This window comes from Pseudophaeobacter sp. TrK17 (assembly GCF_042192375.1).
Lineage (GTDB): Bacteria > Pseudomonadota > Alphaproteobacteria > Rhodobacterales > Rhodobacteraceae > Pseudophaeobacter.
Genome location: NZ_CP071700.1, coordinates 3,594,361 through 3,612,878 on the forward strand (window position 1 = coordinate 3,594,361; position 18,518 = coordinate 3,612,878).

Sequence of the window (18,518 nt, forward strand, 5' to 3'; positions counted from 1 at the left end):
AAAGCCTGCACTACATCCTGTCTGACAAATGCGGGCGCCAGGTGCGCTATGATCTAATTCAGAAAAAAAATCCTCAAAATCAAAAAGACGCTTGGCTTGGAAGAAGACAGCCTGCATGGCCTTCGCTACAGCGCGGCAGGTGAGTTGGCAGAGGCAGGGTGTACCGGCCATCAGATTGCAGCCATCACCGGGCACAAAAGTTTGTCCATGATCCAGAAGAATTCACGCGGCGCGAGTCAAAAAATCCTAGCCAAGCAGGCTCAAGCACTGCGCGAACAGAACGTGACCGCGGGAAACTTTGTGGGAAGCTGTTTTTCAGGAGAGATCGAAAAGGGCCATAAGCCCTTATTTTACTGGCAGGGGCATCAGGGTTCGAACCCGAGACCTACGGTTTTGGAGACCGTCGCTCTACCAACTGAGCTATACCCCTGCAGTGCCGGTGTTCCTAAGCCACCTCTCGCTGACTCGCAAGAGGGAAATCAGCAGAAACCTTTGGCTTTTTGCCCCAATGCTCAACCAGACTGGCTCTTGCCGGTTCAGTATTCTATGACAGTTGAAAAAGGGACCGACTTTTGAGCCTACGAAAGAAAATTGCCGACAGCCCTCGTTTCAATCGGATGATTGAAGGGCTCTTTGCCCGCTATGTCAGCTTTGCCTTCCGGACATCGCGCTGGCAGCGCTCTGGCTGTGAAGACATGGATGCGGCTGTGGCCAGCGGCGCGCCGGTTATTTTTGTACTTTGGCATCAGCGGTTGATTATGGCGCCCTTTATCTTTGACACCTCTTTGGGCCGCATCTGCGCCCTGACATCCGCAGCACGCGCCGGGCGGTTGGCCGGGCAGATCCTGGTGCGCCTGGGGTTTGAAACCATCCCGATGTCGAGCCACAAACGCCATGTTGCCCTGTCTCGCGAAGTGCTGCGCCGTACCAAAGAGGGCTGCTCCATCGGCATTGCCGCAGATGGCCCCCGTGGCCCTGCACGGGTCTGCTCGGGGGTTCCCATCACCTGGGCGCGGATGACCGGCTGCCGGGTTTTTACCGTCGCTTTTGCCGAACGCCGGGTGCTGAAAATGCCCACCTGGGACAAACAGATGTTGCCCCTGCCCTTTTCACGCGGCGTGCTGATCTGTCAGGAATGGACCGACCCGGTGCCGAAAAAGCCCAGCGAGGCCGAGGCCGAGGCCCTGCGGCTCAGCCTGCAAGCCGCGCTGGATGAGATCACCGATCAAGCCGACCTCGCAGTCGGGCGGCCCCCCGAACCAAGATAGCAAAGCAATATCAGGAAGCCCCCCTTAGCCTCAACCTAAGAGGTTTGACTTCAAGAGCTGCCAATGCTGATCTTGCCCGCGGCAGATCGGCGCTTTTGCACAAGCTTTACAGTGCCACAGACAAGGCTGAGGCCCGCCAGGGCCATCAACACACGCGCCCAGAATCTATTGGCTTCCGCTGCCCGAACCAATTCTGCACGGCGCCCGTCCAGATAGGGGCTGATGAGGACCAGATGCTCCCCAATCTCGTAACCCAAGCGATTGAACCTGCTGCGATAGCGCTGTAACTCCTTTTGCACGCGCTGGTCGGTAAAAGGCACGTTGTCGTAGCGCCCATGCAGAGGCAGCTGCGCCCCTGCCTCTAAACCTGCGCGAACCAGATGCAACAGCTGCTCGCGCTCGCTCTTTCCGGCAAAGGCGAGCCCCGCAATCCGATCCTCGGCGGTGGACAACAGTGGGAGCACTGTGAAGTTCATAACTGATACCCCATCAAAAGCGATGGCGGGCAGGTCCTCGGACCATCTAGCCTGAACCAAAATTTCATTCATCGGACCAAGATCTCGACTGGCGTCAAAGTCTTCGACCAATACAAGCGGCGCGCGTGGGGGATCGGTATCAGCGACGACATTCTCCATCGCAATTTGGTATTTTGCGTACTCTGGCCCCATGAACCTTAGCAGGAAATAGGCCAGAAAAAAGAAGGCCCACCACGGCACGCGCTTGAACAGCCAGATCACCAGCGCCCCTTGCCACCCCACCAGAATCCAGAACAGAAATTTTAAAACCGGCATTTAGTCTTCCCTCGGGAACCGTCTACGTCCTGTTCCTGCTCCCTATGCTGCCTCCCACCTGCTGCGGTAGCAATGCAAAAGGGCGCCCCTGGGGGCGCCCTTTTGTAGACTTCACCTGTGTGGATTTCGGTGATTTCCCCGGTGGGGAAAATCACCTGTCACCACTGGCCAGAGTTTCCTATGGAAACTCGACCTTACTCGGTGATTTTGGACACAACGCCGGCACCAACGGTGCGGCCGCCTTCGCGGATGGCGAAGCGCAGACCGGCTTCCATCGCGATGGGGGCGATCAGTTCAACGTCGAACTTCAGGTTGTCGCCTGGCATAACCATTTCGGTGCCTTCGGGCAGGGTCACGGTGCCGGTGACGTCAGTTGTACGGAAGTAGAACTGAGGACGGTAGTTGGCGAAGAACGGTGTGTGACGACCACCTTCATCCTTGGTCAGGATATAGGCTTCGGCTTCGAATTTGGTGTGTGGGTTCACCGACTTAGGTGCACACAGAACCTGGCCACGCTCAACAGCTTCACGGTCGATACCGCGCAGCAGGGCGCCGATGTTGTCGCCGGCTTCACCGCGATCCAGCAGCTTGCGGAACATTTCAACACCGGTACAGGTGGTGGTCTGAGTGTCTTTGATGCCAACGATTTCGATGCTGTCGCCAACATTGATCACGCCACGCTCAACACGGCCGGTCACAACGGTACCACGACCAGAGATCGAGAACACGTCTTCAACAGGCATCAGGAAGGGCTGGTCAACGGCACGTGCAGGAGTAGGGATATACTCGTCAACGGCTTTCATCAGCTCTTTGATTTTCTCTTCGCCGATTTCAGGGCTGGTGCCTTCCATCGCCGCCAGAGCGGAACCTGCGATGATAGGAATATCGTCGCCTGGGTACTCATACGAGGACAGCAGCTCACGGATTTCCATTTCAACCAGCTCGAGCAGCTCTTCATCGTCGACCTGGTCAACTTTGTTCATGAAGACAACCATGTAAGGGATGCCAACCTGGCGACCCAGCAGGATGTGCTCACGGGTCTGAGGCATAGGGCCGTCAGCCGCGTTCACAACCAGGATGGCGCCATCCATCTGCGCCGCACCGGTGATCATGTTTTTCACATAGTCAGCGTGGCCGGGGCAGTCGACGTGCGCGTAGTGGCGAGTCTCGGTTTCATACTCAACGTGCGCCGTCGAGATGGTGATGCCGCGGGCTTTTTCTTCTGGTGCGCCGTCGATCTGGTCGTAGGCTTTGAAGTCACCAAAGTATTTGGTGATCGCTGCGGTCAGAGTGGTTTTACCGTGGTCAACGTGGCCGATGGTGCCGATGTTGACGTGCGGCTTATTACGTTCAAACTTTTCCTTAGCCATTCTCTAGGCGCCCTTTTGAAAGAGAGGGCCGACAACCGACCCAAAGATTTCCTCTGCGCGGGCCGCATATTTGGTTTGGAGAGGAAAATCAACCCGTACCTGATTGATCAAGCAGCTTTTGGCGATCTTCGGCTCGCCTGTTTTTACTCTGCAACAGGCGCTGTGTCAGGAGTAGCTTCAACCTGGTCTGGCACAGCTGCGGAATCGGTGTTTTCCTCAGCGGCACTGTCCCCGCCAAACCAGCCTTTTTCGACACGTTGCTTGGCCATGTATTCTTCCAGACCATCAACGATTTTCAGCGCCAGCCCGTCGATCTGTTCAGCCTTGGTGCGGCTGTAGCCCGATCCAATGATGGCGCTCTCGCCGGTGGTGTCCTCAAAGATCTTCATTTGATGCTCTTTCAGGAGATAGGTCTTGGTGCTGACATCATAGACAAAGACATTCACCACGGCTGCGCTTTTGGGGTTCACCAGCACCGGAATGCCGCCGGTGGCCAGCAAAAAGCCCTCAAGGGTGATGGCCACATCGTACTTTCCGCTGCCCGCGTAGCGCCCCAAACGGGCCTCAAGGGCGCGCTCGATGGGTTCATTCCATTCCGAAGGCTCGGCGGCGCGGGACAGCGGCCATTGCAACGCCTTGTCGGTATAGACAAAGGAGACCCGCATATTGAAGTCGCCAAGGTCTTCTTTGGCCTCGTTCAATTGGGTTTCTTCACAGGCAGCCAGCAGGACCATAGAGGCCAAAAGAGCAAGGATTCGGAACATCAAGGGCCTCATCAGGTAGGAACTATGGGTTTTGATCTAGCATCAGATAGACCAGAGCCGCCCAATCGGTAAACCGAAAGCGGCGGCTCTGGCAGGGTCGGTGGCCTAAGGGTCACAGATCATAGGCGAAAAACGTCCGATCATTTGAACTTGTAGTTCCGCGGGAAGCCATAGGGTGGGCGCTTGCCGATGCCGGCTCGTTTGCCCAGCCACTGGCTGAGGTCGGTTTCATGGCGGGTCTTGCCACCGCCCATTTCCCAGGAAATACCCTCGTCCCAGTTGAAGGTGGTGATATCGCTGAGCCCACCGTCCAGTTCAAGCGAGCCCTGCTTGCCGCGCGCCATATTGTATTTCTGCAACCGCACGCCCTTGCCACGGCTGAGTTCCGGCATCTCCTCCACCGAGAAGACCAGGAATTTGCCGTTTTCCGAGACAATCGCCACGTGATCGCCGGTCACCGGGATACAGATCTGCGCGCGATCGTCATCTTTGACGTTCAGCACCTGTTTGCCGCTGCGGGTCTGCGCCACGATCTCTTTTTCCGCGCAGATAAACCCGTTGCCCGCCGAAGAGGCCACCAGCAGGCGTCCTTCGGGATTGTGGATCAGAATGTCGACGATCTCGACCTCATTGGGCAGATCCACGATCAGACGCAGGGGCTCGCCCATGCCACGTCCACCGGGCAGATTGGCGGCGCTGACGGTGTAAAAGCGGCCATTGCTGCCAAAGACCAGCAGCCGGTCGGTGGTTTCCGCATGAAAAATGAAGCGGGCGCCATCGCCATCTTTGAACTTCAGCTCGCGGTTCAGGTCGATATGGCCGGTCATCGCCCGGATCCACCCCATCTGGCTGCAGACAACGGTGATCGGCTCGCGGTCGATCATCGCCTCCAGCGGCACCTCTTCGACCTCACCGGCCTCGCCAAACCGGGTGCGGCGGGCTCCACCGACATAGTCTTTGCCAAATTGCTTTTTGGTGGCGCGCAGCTGCTCGGTGATCTTGCTCCATTGCAGATCGTCAGAGCCCAACAGCTCAACCAGCCCAGCGCGCTCTTCGCGCAGGGCGTCGCGTTCCTTGGTCAGCTCCACCTCTTCGAGACGGCGCAACGAGCGCAGCCGCATGTTGAGAATCGCCTCGGCCTGGACTTCGCTCAGCTGGCCCTCCCCGGCGGCGGGGGTGACGTAATCCGCTTCTTCATAGGCGCGCGGATGGTCCAGATCCCAGTTTTCCCGCATCAGGGCGGATTTGGGATCCTCGTCATAGCGGATGATATCAATCACCCGGTCCAGATTGAGGAAGGCGATGATAAAACCATCCAGCACTTCCAGCCGGTGATCGATCTTGCCCATGCGGTACTCGGACCGGCGCTGCAACACGTCGCGGCGATGATCGAGGAAGGCGCGCAGCACCTCCTTCATCGAGCAGACCTTGGGGGTGACCCCGTCGATCAGCACATTCATGTTGAGGCTAAAGCGCAGCTCAAGATCCGAGTTGCGGAACATCATGTTCATCAACACGTCCGGATCGACGTTCTTTGATTTGGGTTCCAGCACGATGCGGATGTCTTCGGCCGATTCGTCGCGCACATCCGCCAGGATGGGCACCTTCTTGGTCTGGATCAGCTCGGCGATCTTTTCGATCAGTTTGGACTTTTGCACCTGATAGGGGATTTCGGTGACAACAATCTGCCACTGGCCCCGGCCCAGATCCTCGACCTCATGGGTGCAGCGCAGCCGGAAGGAGCCGCGCCCGGTGCGATAGGCCTTGGCGATGTTGTCGCGGGGTTCAACAATGATACCGCCGGTGGGAAAATCCGGTCCCGGCACATATTTCAGCAGGGTGTCATCATCGGCCCCTGGTGATTTGATCAGGTGGATACAGGCGTCAATCAGTTCGGCAATGTTATGCGGCGGAATATTGGTGGCCATGCCCACGGCAATCCCGGCGGCGCCATTGGCCAGGATATTGGGGAAGGTCGCCGGTAGAACGGCAGGTTCCGTCAGGCGGCCATCATAGTTGTCGCGAAAATCAACCGAATCCTCAGCCAACCCTTCGAGCATCGCCTCGGCGACAAAGGTCATACGCGCCTCAGTATAGCGCGAGGCCGCCGGGTTATCGCCGTCGATATTGCCAAAGTTCCCCTGGCCATCGACCAGCGGGTAGCGGACGTTGAACTCCTGTGCCAGACGCGCCATGGCATCATAGATCGCCGCATCACCATGGGGGTGGAAATCGCCCATGGTATCGCCGGAAATCTTCGCCGATTTCAAAAATCCACCGGTCGAGCTGAGCCGCAGCCGACTCATGGCGTAGAGGATCCGCCGGTGCACCGGCTTTAGCCCATCGCGCGCATCGGGCAAGGCCCGGTGCATGATGGTGCTCAGCGCATAAGTAAGATAGCGCTCACCAATGGCGCGGCGCAGGGGTTCCAGGATCTCGCCGTTTTGCGGCAGCGGGGCATTGGTATCATCTTGGGTGTCGCTCATGCTTTGGTGATACTTCTCCCATCTGCTGCGGTAAAGCGATGGTTCATATTTATCCACCGGCTTGCGCCAGGTGGTGCATTTCCAGCATGCCGCCCCCCCTGCTCCCGCCCCGGTTTTGGGGTTGAGCGCACAAAAGGGGGAGAAGCCCCGGCAGTCTCCCCTGTGCTTCGTTACGCTTTGAACTATATTAACGGGATCAGTTTAGGCTATGGCGGCCTTTGGTGCTGCCGCGGTGGTCCGATGTCTTGTTCCAGATCATTTGGACTCGCTGCCAATATTTGCCGCTATTGATTTATTGTTCAGGGGGATGCGCTATGTCGCGCTTGGTTATTGTGTCTTTTGCCTTTTTGGGCTGGGGGTTTTACGAGTTCAGCGGCGGCGGCGATTTTGTAGCGCCCGAACGCCCGCCTGAAAACCTGCTCAAAGTCGCCAGCACATCTGCGACCCTGGACACTCCCACACCGGCAGCCAGCACATTCCAACGCAGCGCAAAAATTCGCGCCGCAACTCTGGTCACAGCGCCTGTGCTGCAACCGGGCCTGCAGCAGGCAGCGGCCTCTCCCTCCCAGTCAGAGCCCAATTCCCGGCCCATACCGGATCCTGCCCATCGTCAGGCTGTTGCACTGGACAAAATCGCCTCTGCCGGGGCCAGCCTGCACAGCTCTGCCAGCGCCTTTGCCCCGACGGCTGAAACCGGCCTGTTGCACATGGACAATATCCAGGGAGGGCTGGCCGCGATGACAACCCGCCCTGCCGCTGGTGGAAATCTTGGTGGCACCAATGGCGGGGTCGTGCTGAACACCGGGCTGACAGGCGCAGAACCCGCGCAGCCGTTGATCCCGGTTGAAAGCTATCTTGATATTCGCGAAATCCGCGCCTCGAGCGTCAACATGCGCCAGGGTCCGGGCACCATCTATCCTGTCACAGCGCGGCTCTTGGCTGGCGATGAGGTTCTCATCATGGAGGACAGCGGCACAGGCTGGCTGCAGCTCAGAAACCGTGCGGGCACCAAGGTGGGGTGGGTTGCCGCTTCCCTGGTGAGCAAGAAACGCTCATAACCCTTCTGAACTGGGCCTGTCTCAAGGCCGGACATTCAGAAACAGGGTCACCAGATGCACAAATCAATTCTGATCACCGGCTGCTCCTCTGGGATTGGCCTGGACGCCGCCCGTGCCATGCGGGATCGCGGCTGGCGGGTCTTTGCCTCCTGCCGTCAACAGGCGGACTGCGACAGGTTGCAGGCCGAAGGCTTTGACAGCCCGCGCATCGACTACGCCGACGAACACAGCATCACCTCCGGTTTGGCAGAGGTCTTGCAGGCCACCGGTGGCACATTGGATGCGCTGTTCAACAATGGCGCCCACGGCCTGCCGGGCGCGGTAGAAGATCTTGCCACCCAAGGCCTGCGCGAGATCTTTGAGACCAATGTCTTTGGCTGGCACGAGCTGACCCGGCAGGTGCTGCCGGTGATGCGGGCGCAGGGCCATGGCCGCATCGTGCAGAACTCATCCATTCTGGGGCTGGTCTCTTTTCCCTGGCGCGGCGCCTATGTGGCGACAAAATTTGCCATTGAAGGGCTCACCGACACGCTGCGGGTGGAACTGCTCGATACGGATATCAAAGTCGCCCTGATTGAACCCGGCCCGGTGACCTCAAAATTCCGCGAAAATGCCATTCCCCATTTTGAGCGCTTCATTGACTGGCAGAATTCGCCCTTTCGTCCCCTCTATGAGAAAAAGTTGCTCAAGCGGCTCTATGAGAGCACCGGGCCGGATCAGTTCGAACTGCCAGCGAGCGCGGTGACTGCCAAGCTGATCCACGCCTGCGAATCGCCGCGCCCCCGGCCGCGCTATTATGTAACCACCCCGACCTATGTCGCCGGTGTGCTGCGCCGTATCCTGACAACCCGGGCAATTGACCGCATCCTGGCGCGGCCTAAATAGGCAATTGGCTGTCGCCAAGGCTGGCGGCACAGGCTAGACCAGAGCCCAGGCAAACGCGAAGGAAGACATCAATGGGTGATCCGCTTTATATTCTGGCCGTGCTGGCGATAGCGGCTGTGGTTGTGGTGCTGATTCTCGGGCTTGGCGGCTTTGGCAAAGGCGGCGCCTTCAACCAGAAATACGCCAACAAGCTGATGCGGCTGCGGCTGTTGTTCCAATTCATCGCCGTGGCGCTCTTGGTGGCCTATGTTTACCTGCGCGGCCAGGGAGGGCAGTAATCATGGTTGTTCTGAACAAGATCTACACCCGCACGGGCGATAAGGGCGATACCGCGCTTGGCAATGGCGCACGCGTTGCCAAACATGATGCCCGGGTGAACGCCTATGGCACCTCGGATGAGCTAAACGCCTTTATCGGCGTCGCCCGTCTGGAGGCCAGCGGTGACATGGATGCCGCCCTGTCGCGCATTCAGAACGATCTTTTTGATCTGGGCGCCGACCTGTGCCGCCCCGAGATGGCAAAAGACGCCGAAGCCGAGTACCCGCCCCTGCGCGTTGTGCAATCCCAGGTCGATCGACTCGAGAGCGAAATTGACGGGATGAACAAAGCACTGGCGCCACTGCGCAGCTTTGTGCTGCCCGGCGGCAGCGCCCTGGCGGCGCATCTGCATGTCTGTCGCACCGTGGCCCGCCGCGCCGAACGGCTGACAACAGAGCTGGCCATGGTCGAAGAGATCAACCCGGTGGTGGCGACCTATCTGAACCGTCTGTCAGACTGGTTCTTTGTTGCCTCCCGTCAGGCCAATGACAATGGCGCCAAGGATGTGCTTTGGGTGCCCGGCGCCAATCGCTAAGACACCCCCGGCGCGGGCTGCGGCCCGTCCTGCACCAAAAGCACCCTGCGTCACATGCTGCGCCGCAGCGTCACCTTGGGGTAAACCCCATCGACAGCAGGGGCGATTCGCGCCTACCAAATCCCTGCTCCGGGGCTGTCACACCGGAGCAAACCGCCAGCTTGGTTTCGGGCTATCTTGCAAAATGTAAGCCGCCATCACGAAACATTCTTGCAAGATTGTCGTGTCAAAAGACAAAACACGACGTCTGCGACCTGCAACGTGACGATTTTTCTCTGTTGTGCCCGGGACTGACCCGGTATCAACAGCGCGAGAGCATAGAGGGTGCCCGTTTCGGCGGCGTGCCGTTTGTTAAGGAGAGAACGCAAAATGAAGGTACTCGTGCCTGTCAAACGCGTGATTGACTATAACGTGAAAGTCCGCGTCAAAGCGGACGGAAGCGGTGTCGATCTCGCCAACGTCAAAATGTCGATGAACCCCTTCGACGAAATCGCTGTCGAAGAGGCCATCCGCCTCAAGGAAGCAGGAAAGGCTGAAGAAGTCATTGCTGTATCCATCGGCGTGAAGCAGGCTCAGGAAACCCTGCGCACGGCTCTGGCTATGGGCGCCGACCGCGCCATCCTGGTTGTTGCTGCTGACGATGTTCACAGCGACATCGAGCCGCTCGCGGTTGCCAAGATCCTCAAAGCCGTCGTCGAAGAAGAGCAGCCCGGCCTGGTTCTGGCTGGCAAGCAAGCGATCGACAACGACATGAACGCCACTGGTCAGATGCTCTCCGCCCTGCTGGGCTGGTCGCAGGGGACCTTTGCCTCTGAGCTGGACATCGATGGCGACAAGGCCGTTGTGACCCGCGAAGTGGACGGCGGTCTGCAGACCATCAAGGTGAACATGCCCGCCATCGTCACCGTTGACCTGCGCCTGAACGAGCCTCGCTATGCTTCGCTGCCAAACATCATGAAGGCGAAGAAAAAACCAATGGCCGAAAAGACTGCCGCCGATTACGGCGTCGATGTCACGCCGCGCCTGGAAGTGGTTTCCACCTCTGAGCCAGCGGCCCGTGCCGCCGGTATCATGGTTGGTTCTGTTGATGAGCTGGTCGAGAAACTCAAAGAAGCGGGGGCTGTGTAATGGCTGTTCTTCTCCTTGCTGAAGTCACCGATGGCGCCCTGGCGCTGGACGCAACCGCAAAGGCTGTGACAGCTGCTGCGGCTCTGGGTGACGTGACCGTTCTGGCCGCTGGCGCATCTGCTGCCGCTGCCGGTGCCGAAGCCGCCAAAATCGCTGGCGTTTCACGCGTATTGGTTGCTGAAGATGCATCATTGGGCCACCGCCTGGCGGAACCCACAGCGGCGCTGATCGCCTCGCTGGCTGGTGACTACGAACACATCGTTGCCCCTGCCACCACCGATGCCAAAAACGTTCTGCCCCGCGTCGCCGCACTGCTGGACGTGATGGTGATCTCGGATGTGACAGCTGTTGTTGACGGCTCCACCTTTGAGCGCCCCATCTACGCAGGCAACGCCATCCAGACCGTCAAATCCTCGGATGCAAAGAAAGTCATCTCTTTCCGCACCGCGACCTTTGACGCCGCTGGCGAGGGTGGCTCCGCCTCTGTTGACACCATCGGTGCTGCCGAAAACCCCGGCCTCTCTGAGTGGGTCGAAGACAAGGTTGCCGAATCCGACCGCCCCGAGCTGACTTCGGCTGGCGTTGTTGTGTCCGGCGGTCGTGGCGTTGGCTCCGAGGAAGACTTCAAACTGATCGAAGGTCTGGCTGACAAGCTGGGCGCTGCGGTTGGGGCCTCGCGGGCAGCGGTCGATTCCGGCTACGCGCCCAACGACTGGCAGGTTGGCCAGACCGGTAAGGTCGTGGCGCCTGATCTCTACGTCGCCATCGGCATCTCTGGTGCGATCCAGCACCTGGCCGGCATGAAAGACTCCAAAGTGATCGTCGCGATCAACAAGGACGAAGAAGCACCCATCTTCCAGGTTGCTGACTTTGGCCTGGTTGCCGACCTCTTTGCAGCCGTGCCTGAGCTGACCGAAAAACTCGGTTAAGCGAACAGTTGCAGTCCGGGGCGATCCCAGACTGCATCACCACAACAAACGGGGCCCGCACTGAGTGCTGGCCCCGTTTTTGTTTGCATGTTCAAAAATCCGGCCCCTGTCACCCGCCGATGTCGCCCGCTGCTATCAGCCTCTGCGATGAGGGCCTGTCCCCGCGCTCCAGAGGTCAGCGCAGGCTCTGCAGCTTCTCAGCCAGGGCGCAGCCAATGCGCGCGTGTTCATTGGGGCCCAACATGTGCTGGGCCGCCGGAAAGTCCAGCGCGCCCATAGTCATCCCGTCAAAATCATCCAACAGACCGGCGGGCGCCACATCGACCTCCACCACGCCTTTGGTGCGGTCCTGCAGCGCCTGGATCATGCTGTTCTCCACCAGCACCGGCTCGTGGTTGAAGGCGGAATTGCCTTTCAGACGATAGCGCACCCAGAGCAGCACAACCCGCCCTTCCAGTGTCGCAATCACCTGCGCCATGCGATCAACCCAGGTGTCTTGAAGATGCCGACGCACCTCAGCAAACCGCTCCTCAGAAAGCGCCTGCAAGGTGGTAAGCAAATGTTTGTTAAAGTGGAACTCGGTATAGTCCACCTCAGGGAACAGCGTCTTGAGCGCAGGCTGCGCCTGCAAAAAGCGGTCATTGCGCCGTGGATGCACCCGGTAATAGCGGTTTGAGACATTCTGCGCCCCCAACACCTGCACCACAGAGAGGTCCGCCCCCCGCGCAACCTCCATCAGCACCTTGTCGCTGGCAAAGGTGTCCAACCCTGCGTTCACCGCAGCCAGATTGACACAGGGTGTTTTTAACAAAGATTCGCTAACGTCTGAAAAGGGAGTCTTCACAAACCGTCCAAATACCTCTGTCCCACCAAGAAAAGCGATATATGGACTGTCTAATTCTCTTTGGGGGCCACGTACTGGCAAGCGTGATCCCGCATAGCAGCACGTTCCACCCGAAAGCGCGCCTGCGCTTTTGGCTTCGTAGCTCATAGTTCCCACCGTTTTATTCACCCAAGGATCACTTTGGGGGCGAAAGATTGCAAATTCCCTAAAGTTAAATTTCACCTAAAATTCCAGGCGTGCAGCCTTGTGTCTGCCCCAAGGCCACCGATAAGGTTGCCAAGCAGGCAAATTGGGAGCCACTGGCATGGATATCAAAAAGATCGGCATCATTGGCGCGGGCCAGATGGGAAATGGCATTGCACATGTCACCGCATTGGCAGGCTATGATGTTGTTTTGAATGACATTAGCCAGCAATCTCTGGATGCTGCGGTTAGCGCGATTCACAAAAACATGGCGCGTCAGGCCAGCCGTGGAAAAATCTCCGAAACAGATGTCACCGAGGCTCTGGCCCGGATCACCACCACGCTGACACTGGCGGACGTCGGTGCCACCGATCTGGTGATCGAGGCCGCAACCGAGCGCGAAACCGTCAAGCAGGCGATTTTTGAGGACCTGCAGCCGCATTTGCTGCCGCATACGATTCTCACCTCCAACACCTCATCCATTTCGATTACCCGCCTGGCCAGCCGGACGGATCGCCCCGAACGATTCATGGGCTTTCATTTCATGAACCCGGTGCCCGTGATGCAACTGGTGGAACTGATCCGCGGCATTGCCACCGATGAAGAGACCTTTGCCAGCTGCAGGACTGTGGTTGAACGCCTCGACAAAACTGCGGCCAGCGCCGAAGATTTCCCGGCCTTTATCGTCAACCGCATCCTGATGCCGATGATCAACGAGGCGGTCTATACGCTTTACGAAGGCGTTGGTTCGGTCAAATCTATCGATGAGTCGATGAAACTTGGCGCCAACCACCCGATGGGCCCGCTGGAACTGGCTGACTTCATCGGCCTGGACACCTGCCTTGCCATTATGAACGTGCTGCACGAAGGTCTGGCCGATACCAAATACCGGCCCTGCCCGCTGCTCACCAAATATGTCGAAGCAGGCTGGCTGGGGCGCAAAACCCAACGCGGGTTCTATGACTATCGCGGTGAAACCCCCGTTCCAACCCGCTAATCCCCCGCCTGTAATCCCCCCCGCCTTAAGCTGCTGCTTCGGAGCCCTCATCGCCTGACACCCGCAGGACGGCGGCGCGGACAGGGCACAAGCCAAATTGCGGAGGCTCCGCGCCCTTTGGGCGTGGACACCGTCATTTTGCTTGGGACAGGGCCAAGCCGCTGTCACGCAGGGATCAGGCTATGGGGGCTTTGACGTTGCTGCTTTGGTGGCTCAGAAGCTGAAAGCCCCCGGCAAGGACAGTCTAAGCTCTATGAGCTCAGCTCTTTTGACCAAGATCCAGCGTATACTCTCGCAGCCAGGCCATGAACCCACGTGGATCGCTTTGCAGCCGCTGCATCTGTTCCTCGGTCAAAGCCTCACCCACGACTGGCGCCTGGGGCTTATTGCAAGAGCGCACAATCTCATGCAACAGCAGCCCCTGCCGTAAGATCGGCGAGATCTTATTGGCGATCTGGTAGCTGCGTGAATTGCGTCCGGGGAAAAAGATCGGCACCACCCGGGCGCCAGAACGGCGGATCAGCTGCGCGGTAAAGACATTCCATTCCTGCTCGATCGCAGGACCAAACCAGGTCTCGGATGACATCACCACCCCTGACGGGAACAGCGCCACAACCCCGCCGGCTTTAAGATGGGTCATGGTCTTGGCGCGCATCTCGACCATTTTCTTTTGCGCATCCGGGTCATGTGGAAAGGGCACCGGAATCATAAAGGAGGTCGCAGCCTCATCGAGACCAGTCAGCACTGACCGGGTCAAAATCCGGTAATCCTGGCGCACCCGACCGATCAGATCGGCAAAGATCATGCCGTCCACCATGCCATGGGGGTGATTGGCGACAATCACCACCGGGCCATCGCTGGGGATGCGTTTGATCTGCTCTTCCGGGGTCATCAGATCGATGCCCATGATATTGAGCGCCCCGCGCCAGAACTTCTGACCGCGATATTCCGCGTTCTGATTTTCGAACTTCTTGACCATGCGCAGAATGGTCAGTTTGCCGGTCATCCACTCAATGGCTTTGATGGCCAAAGAGGTCCAGCGATCATCAAAAGAATTGGCATAGGTCAGGGTGCGGCGGTCGTAGACCTCACCGATGTCCTTTTTGCTCTCCGGTGCAACACCGGTGTTCTGCTCATGTGCCGTATCCGCCACCGTGCCATTCCTGTCAATTGAGGGAAGCCGAGTTTAGAATCCCTCGCCGAATTTGTCAGCCACCAGGGCCTCCACCGCATCAGCCAGAGCACCAGCATCCGGCCCCGAAGTCTCGACGTCAATAGTCGTTCCTTTCGAGGCTGCCAACATCAAAAGCCCCATAATACTGTCCCCAGAGGCAGACATTCCGTCTTTTGAGACCTCAGCCGTTGCGTCAAAGCCTTCGACAACCTCCACCAGTTTGGCAGAGGCACGGGCATGCAGCCCCTTTTCATTTACGATTTTTAATGTCTTCAAAGCCATTTATTGCGCCTGCTCCCCGTCGGGATTGATGTTTAGAGAATTAATATACTTACGCCCCGCTTCCATCGCGTGGCGTACGGCTTCCCCCACCACAAGATCTCGGGATTTGGTGAGCTTGATCAAAAGCGGCAGATTTGCTCCGTACAATATGCGCCTGCCGGAAGGTTTACAGGCCCGCAAACTGAGGTTCGAGGGCGATCCACCATAGAGATCCGTCACCACGACAACGCCGTCGCCAGTATCCACCTGGTCCGCTGCCGCGCAGATTTCGCGCTGCTTGTCTTCACGGTCATCATCAGGTGCGATGGCAATGGACAAAAGGTTGGGCTGAGGCCCTACGACATGCTCGACCGCGGCCAGGTATTCCCCGGCCAGCCCGCCATGTGCCACGATCACGATCCCGATCAATCCTGTAACTCCGTATCCCTGCTAGCTTTGCAGCTCGCGGTGTCTAATTGACACCTGCTGGCCCCGTTCTGCAAGGGCTTTTGCAAGGGTTTCTGCCAAGGTCACCGAGCGATGTTGCCCCCCCGTACAGCCAAAGGCGATCGACAGATGCGATTTCCCCTCCTCGCGGTAGGCCGGCAGCAAAAACTGGGTGATGTCCAGCACCCGCGCAAAGAAGCCCTCATAGCGCGGATCCGCCTGCACATGCGCCTGCACAGAGCCATCGCGCCCATCCTGCCCCCGCAGGCTCGGATCCCAGTAGGGGTTGTTCAGAAAACGGCAGTCAAACACCATATCAACACTGCGCGGCACCCCGCGTTTATAGGAAAAGCTCTGGATCGACAGCGCCAGATTGCGGCCTGTGGGAACAAAGAGATGCTCGATCTCCGCCTTGAGCTGATGCACATTCATATCCGAAGTCTCCAGCAACAGGCTGGCCCTGTCGCGGATCGACCCCATCAGGCTCAGCTCTCGTTGCACCCCCAGTTCAGGCGTTTCCCCCGGCGACAGCGGATGGCGGCGCCGGGTTTCCGAATAGCGCCGCAACAGCACCTCAGGACGGGCATCCAGATAGAGCACCGACAGATCACAGCCCTCACGCGCCTCCAGCATATCAATGACCTCCAACAGCGCTGCCGGGGAAAAATCCCGGTTGCGACTGTCCAGCCCCAGAGCCATCGGCCCCGCACCGTCCGCCGCTGAAACCAGCCCCGGCAACAGCCGCAGAGGAAGGTTATCAATGGCCTCATAGCCAAGATCTTCGAGCACGTTAATCGCAGTTGTACGCCCAGCGCCCGAAGGCCCAGTTACCAGTACAATCGGGGTCACCTTGGGTTCAGGCATTGGTGTTCCGCCAGTCAGGGGTTTGCATCAGAAAGCTTGGCATCGGGATCCAAAGCGCCCGATTTGAGAAACTGTATCAGGGCTGCTGCGAAATGGCTGCCCTCTGCGCGATGAAACACCTGGATCTGCTGCCCCAGCAGCGCCTGGTGCCGTTTGGGAGGCAGGCGCTCGGTCTCCACCTGATCCAAGTCAACGATCGCACAGATCGCTGTCTCTTTGGCGGCGGCAACGGTCAAGATCCCAACAAATCGCGCCTCAATAAGGCCCTCAGCTGCCGGAGATCTGGCCCAGACGTCCCGCCCCTGCTGCCAGATCTGCACCTGGTCATCGGCCACCAGATCCGCCCCGTAGGCCATCAACTGCAAAGCAAGGGCGGACTTGCCGCTGCCAGACGCGCCCCGGATCAACAGCCCGCGCGCGCCCCATGTCACACAACTGGCGTGCAGGGAGAGGCAGGGTGCGACCGGTGCCATCACAACTCAGACGGGCAGGCCAACAACAAATCGTGCGCCCAGTGGTTCAGAGGTAACATCGGCCTCGGTGGGTCGGATGTTTTCGGCCCAGACGACGCCCCCATGGGCTTCGACGATCTGTTTGGAAATCGCCAGCCCAAGGCCGGAGTTATTGCCAAAATGCTCATCCGGGCGTTGCGAGTAGAACCGTTTGAAAATCTTTGCCAGCGCCTGTTCGGGAATGCCGGGGCCAGTGTCTTCGACCACGATCAGCACCCTGTTGTCGCGGCGGCGGGCCCAGACGCGGATCGCATCGCCTTCTTCACAAAAGGAGATCGCATTGGTGATCAGATTGACAAAGACCTGCGCCAGACGCGCCTCCAGACCCTGGATCATCACCGGACGCTGGGGCAGATCGGTGATATAGTCGATCTGCTTGGCCCGTGCGTCTTCGCCAAGATACTGATTGAGATTGGTCAGCATTTGCAAGAGATCGAATTCGTCCTCTTCCTCTTTCACCAGCTCAGCATCCAGGCGCGAGGCATTGGAGATGTCGCTCACCAAGCGGTCCAGGCGGCGCACATCATGTTCGATGACCTCCATCAGCTTTTCACGCTGATCTTCGCGTTTGACCATCCGCAGGGTGCCGACGGCAGATTGCAGACTGGCCAGCGGGTTCTTGATTTCATGGGCCACATCGGCTGCAAACTGTTCGTTGCTGTCGATCCGACTATACAACGCCGTGACCATACCGCGCAGCGCCCGGCTTAACCGGCCGATCTCATCGGGGCGCGCTGACAGGTCGGGAATACGAATACGACCCGCATGGGCCTTGCGAGAATTCCGCTCACGGCCCAGCTCGGCAGCCTCAGCCAGATCCGCCAGCGGATTGGCAATGGTCGAGGCCAACACCAGGCTCAGCCCGACAGAAACCAGCAAGGCAATAATGAAGATTTGCAAAACCCGTTCGCGCTCGCCGCGCACCAGGGCGTCGATTTCACCGGATGGCGAGGCCAGCGCGACGACCCCGATGGCGGTGCCATTGCTCAGGATCGGTGCCACTGCCGACAGAACCGTTCCGCCGCTGGTCTCGCCGACCACTTCGATCTTGGCCCCTTCGGTCAAGGATTGTCGCACCAGGCTCTGCAGCTGATCACTCAGCGGCTTGATGGGCCCCCCATCGACAGGTTCGGATTGGAACGCCCCCCCCAACGTCGTCCAGAGCCTGGACAATCCGTCGGAAATCAACGTGCGGTTTTTGGAGCCCTCGTTCAGCGCATTCAGCGCGTCAGGCCGGTTGACCCCGGTGACCTGCGCCACCAACACGCCGGAGGTATCAAAGACAAAGGCCTCGACCCCGCCGCGCAGGGTCACCCCTTCCAGCACGTCCAGCGGGTCAATGCCATCGCCCGTTGTCAGGCTGACAGCCCCCGAGGAGGGCAGCACCGCTTCAAAAACATCAGCAATCAACGAGACCTCGGCCACCAGAGCCCCGGCCCGCTGCTTTACCAGACTCTGACGCGAGGAGTTCAGGTAGAGAATGCCGGCAACCAGAATGATCAGAGCAATCAGGTTGAAGGTGATGATTTTGCGCGTCAGAGGTGAGCCTTTCAAAGAGAAAAACCCGCGACGCGCCCGTTTCACCTGCATTTCGGCCGCAACGGTCTGGTCTGGTGCGACCCAATCGTCGCCCAGAACCACATCTCCATCTTGCCGACTCGGTGTCAGGCCAGTGTCACGCATTGTTGCACGCCCCCCTGGGAA

The 18,518-nt window shown here is 58.8% G+C and carries 19 protein-coding genes and 1 tRNA gene; 8 read left to right on the top strand and 12 right to left on the bottom strand.

Features of this window, described 5'->3' with window-relative positions; all coding sequences use genetic code 11:
* Positions 1-354: 354 nt before the first annotated feature.
* Positions 355-430 (bottom strand) — tRNA-Trp (locus JZI28_RS17030).
* A gap of 142 nt (positions 431-572) precedes the next feature.
* On the opposite strand from JZI28_RS17030, the gene JZI28_RS17035 reads away from it, so the two are divergent.
* Positions 573-1,268: a lysophospholipid acyltransferase family protein gene (locus JZI28_RS17035; RefSeq protein ID WP_375698371.1), complete on the top strand. Its 696-nt coding sequence runs from the start codon at positions 573-575 to the stop codon at positions 1,266-1,268.
* Between the two features lie 50 nt (positions 1,269-1,318).
* Here the strand turns inward: JZI28_RS17035 and JZI28_RS17040 are convergent, their stop codons facing one another.
* The 4 genes from JZI28_RS17040 to parC all read right to left on the bottom strand — a co-directional run bounded on the left by JZI28_RS17040 (position 1,319) and on the right by parC (position 6,679).
* Positions 1,319-2,059 (bottom strand): hypothetical protein, encoded by a 741-nt coding sequence (locus JZI28_RS17040; protein ID WP_375698372.1) that lies wholly within the window; start codon positions 2,057-2,059, stop codon positions 1,319-1,321.
* Between the two features lie 194 nt (positions 2,060-2,253).
* Positions 2,254-3,429: an elongation factor Tu gene (gene tuf, locus JZI28_RS17045; RefSeq protein ID WP_349376251.1), complete on the bottom strand. Its 1,176-nt coding sequence runs from the start codon at positions 3,427-3,429 to the stop codon at positions 2,254-2,256.
* A gap of 143 nt (positions 3,430-3,572) precedes the next feature.
* Entirely contained in the window at positions 3,573-4,193 is a 621-nt protein-coding gene (locus JZI28_RS17050) for a hypothetical protein (protein WP_375698373.1), read from the bottom strand.
* 140 nt (positions 4,194-4,333) lie between these two features.
* Positions 4,334-6,679, bottom strand: a complete 2,346-nt coding sequence (gene parC, locus JZI28_RS17055) for a DNA topoisomerase IV subunit A (RefSeq protein WP_375698374.1) — start codon at positions 6,677-6,679, stop codon at positions 4,334-4,336.
* 314 nt (positions 6,680-6,993) lie between these two features.
* Between parC and JZI28_RS17060 the strand changes: the two genes are divergently transcribed.
* The 6 genes from JZI28_RS17060 to JZI28_RS17085 all read left to right on the top strand — a co-directional run bounded on the left by JZI28_RS17060 (position 6,994) and on the right by JZI28_RS17085 (position 11,532).
* The gene (locus JZI28_RS17060; protein ID WP_375698375.1) at positions 6,994-7,737 is read left to right on the top strand and encodes an SH3 domain-containing protein; all 744 of its coding nucleotides are present in this window, start codon (positions 6,994-6,996) and stop codon (positions 7,735-7,737) included.
* Positions 7,738-7,791: 54 nt separating this feature from the next.
* Positions 7,792-8,622 carry an SDR family NAD(P)-dependent oxidoreductase gene (locus tag JZI28_RS17065; RefSeq protein ID WP_375698376.1) on the top strand — a complete coding sequence of 277 codons (831 nt, stop codon included), beginning with the start codon at positions 7,792-7,794 and terminating at the stop codon, positions 8,620-8,622.
* Between the two features lie 71 nt (positions 8,623-8,693).
* Positions 8,694-8,900, top strand: a complete 207-nt coding sequence (locus tag JZI28_RS17070) for a twin transmembrane helix small protein (RefSeq protein ID WP_297339392.1) — start codon at positions 8,694-8,696, stop codon at positions 8,898-8,900.
* A 2-nt stretch (positions 8,901-8,902) separates the two neighbouring features.
* The gene (locus JZI28_RS17075; protein WP_348157384.1) at positions 8,903-9,475 is read left to right on the top strand and encodes a cob(I)yrinic acid a,c-diamide adenosyltransferase; all 573 of its coding nucleotides are present in this window, start codon (positions 8,903-8,905) and stop codon (positions 9,473-9,475) included.
* 369 nt (positions 9,476-9,844) lie between these two features.
* Positions 9,845-10,603 carry an electron transfer flavoprotein subunit beta/FixA family protein gene (locus JZI28_RS17080; RefSeq protein ID WP_297339394.1) on the top strand — a complete coding sequence of 253 codons (759 nt, stop codon included), beginning with the start codon at positions 9,845-9,847 and terminating at the stop codon, positions 10,601-10,603.
* A complete protein-coding gene (locus tag JZI28_RS17085) occupies positions 10,603-11,532 on the top strand; it encodes an electron transfer flavoprotein subunit alpha/FixB family protein (protein ID WP_295455094.1) in 930 nt (309 codons plus the stop codon). Before JZI28_RS17080 ends, JZI28_RS17085 begins: the two co-directional genes overlap by 1 nt.
* Before the next feature lie 175 nt (positions 11,533-11,707).
* Here the strand turns inward: JZI28_RS17085 and JZI28_RS17090 are convergent, their stop codons facing one another.
* A complete protein-coding gene (locus JZI28_RS17090) occupies positions 11,708-12,523 on the bottom strand; it encodes a DUF6473 family protein (protein ID WP_353402429.1) in 816 nt (271 codons plus the stop codon).
* 157 nt (positions 12,524-12,680) lie between these two features.
* Between JZI28_RS17090 and JZI28_RS17095 the strand changes: the two genes are divergently transcribed.
* Complete coding sequence (locus JZI28_RS17095) at positions 12,681-13,556, top strand: 3-hydroxybutyryl-CoA dehydrogenase (protein ID WP_375698377.1); 876 nt, start codon at positions 12,681-12,683, stop codon at positions 13,554-13,556.
* Between the two features lie 259 nt (positions 13,557-13,815).
* Here the strand turns inward: JZI28_RS17095 and JZI28_RS17100 are convergent, their stop codons facing one another.
* From JZI28_RS17100 to JZI28_RS17125, 6 genes are read right to left on the bottom strand one after another with little or no spacing between them, the layout of a single operon-like run.
* Positions 13,816-14,709 carry a lysophospholipid acyltransferase family protein gene (locus JZI28_RS17100; RefSeq protein WP_375698378.1) on the bottom strand — a complete coding sequence of 298 codons (894 nt, stop codon included), beginning with the start codon at positions 14,707-14,709 and terminating at the stop codon, positions 13,816-13,818.
* 33 nt (positions 14,710-14,742) lie between these two features.
* Positions 14,743-15,012, bottom strand: a complete 270-nt coding sequence (locus JZI28_RS17105; protein ID WP_295455101.1) for an HPr family phosphocarrier protein — start codon at positions 15,010-15,012, stop codon at positions 14,743-14,745.
* Positions 15,013-15,420 carry a PTS sugar transporter subunit IIA gene (locus JZI28_RS17110; RefSeq protein ID WP_295455103.1) on the bottom strand — a complete coding sequence of 136 codons (408 nt, stop codon included), beginning with the start codon at positions 15,418-15,420 and terminating at the stop codon, positions 15,013-15,015. It lies immediately after the preceding gene.
* 21 nt (positions 15,421-15,441) lie between these two features.
* Positions 15,442-16,302 carry an RNase adapter RapZ gene (gene rapZ / locus JZI28_RS17115; RefSeq protein ID WP_295455105.1) on the bottom strand — a complete coding sequence of 287 codons (861 nt, stop codon included), beginning with the start codon at positions 16,300-16,302 and terminating at the stop codon, positions 15,442-15,444.
* Between the two features lie 14 nt (positions 16,303-16,316).
* Positions 16,317-16,775, bottom strand: a complete 459-nt coding sequence (locus JZI28_RS17120) for an HPr kinase/phosphorylase (protein ID WP_375698379.1) — start codon at positions 16,773-16,775, stop codon at positions 16,317-16,319.
* A gap of 6 nt (positions 16,776-16,781) precedes the next feature.
* Entirely contained in the window at positions 16,782-18,497 is a 1,716-nt protein-coding gene (locus JZI28_RS17125) for a sensor N-terminal transmembrane domain-containing protein (RefSeq protein ID WP_375698380.1), read from the bottom strand.
* Positions 18,498-18,518: the final 21 nt, after the last annotated feature.

Bases quoted from the DNA above. Each gene is read 5' to 3' on its own strand.
- JZI28_RS17120 (WP_375698379.1), bottom strand. From the start codon at position 16,775: ATGGCACCGGTCGCACCCTGCCTCTCCCTGCACGCCAGTTGTGTGACA.
- JZI28_RS17060 (WP_375698375.1), top strand. From the start codon at position 6,994: ATGTCGCGCTTGGTTATTGTGTCTTTTGCCTTTTTGGGCTGGGGGTTT.
- parC (WP_375698374.1), bottom strand. From the start codon at position 6,679: ATGAGCGACACCCAAGATGATACCAATGCCCCGCTGCCGCAAAACGGC.
- tuf (WP_349376251.1), bottom strand. From the start codon at position 3,429: ATGGCTAAGGAAAAGTTTGAACGTAATAAGCCGCACGTCAACATCGGC.
- JZI28_RS17090 (WP_353402429.1), bottom strand. From the start codon at position 12,523: ATGAGCTACGAAGCCAAAAGCGCAGGCGCGCTTTCGGGTGGAACGTGC.
- JZI28_RS17070 (WP_297339392.1), top strand. From the start codon at position 8,694: ATGGGTGATCCGCTTTATATTCTGGCCGTGCTGGCGATAGCGGCTGTG.
- JZI28_RS17040 (WP_375698372.1), bottom strand. From the start codon at position 2,059: ATGCCGGTTTTAAAATTTCTGTTCTGGATTCTGGTGGGGTGGCAAGGG.
- JZI28_RS17065 (WP_375698376.1), top strand. From the start codon at position 7,792: ATGCACAAATCAATTCTGATCACCGGCTGCTCCTCTGGGATTGGCCTG.
- JZI28_RS17080 (WP_297339394.1), top strand. From the start codon at position 9,845: ATGAAGGTACTCGTGCCTGTCAAACGCGTGATTGACTATAACGTGAAA.
- JZI28_RS17095 (WP_375698377.1), top strand. From the start codon at position 12,681: ATGGATATCAAAAAGATCGGCATCATTGGCGCGGGCCAGATGGGAAAT.
- JZI28_RS17105 (WP_295455101.1), bottom strand. From the start codon at position 15,012: ATGGCTTTGAAGACATTAAAAATCGTAAATGAAAAGGGGCTGCATGCC.
- JZI28_RS17050 (WP_375698373.1), bottom strand. From the start codon at position 4,193: ATGTTCCGAATCCTTGCTCTTTTGGCCTCTATGGTCCTGCTGGCTGCC.
- rapZ (WP_295455105.1), bottom strand. From the start codon at position 16,302: ATGCCTGAACCCAAGGTGACCCCGATTGTACTGGTAACTGGGCCTTCG.
- JZI28_RS17075 (WP_348157384.1), top strand. From the start codon at position 8,903: ATGGTTGTTCTGAACAAGATCTACACCCGCACGGGCGATAAGGGCGAT.
- JZI28_RS17125 (WP_375698380.1), bottom strand. From the start codon at position 18,497: ATGCGTGACACTGGCCTGACACCGAGTCGGCAAGATGGAGATGTGGTT.
- JZI28_RS17085 (WP_295455094.1), top strand. From the start codon at position 10,603: ATGGCTGTTCTTCTCCTTGCTGAAGTCACCGATGGCGCCCTGGCGCTG.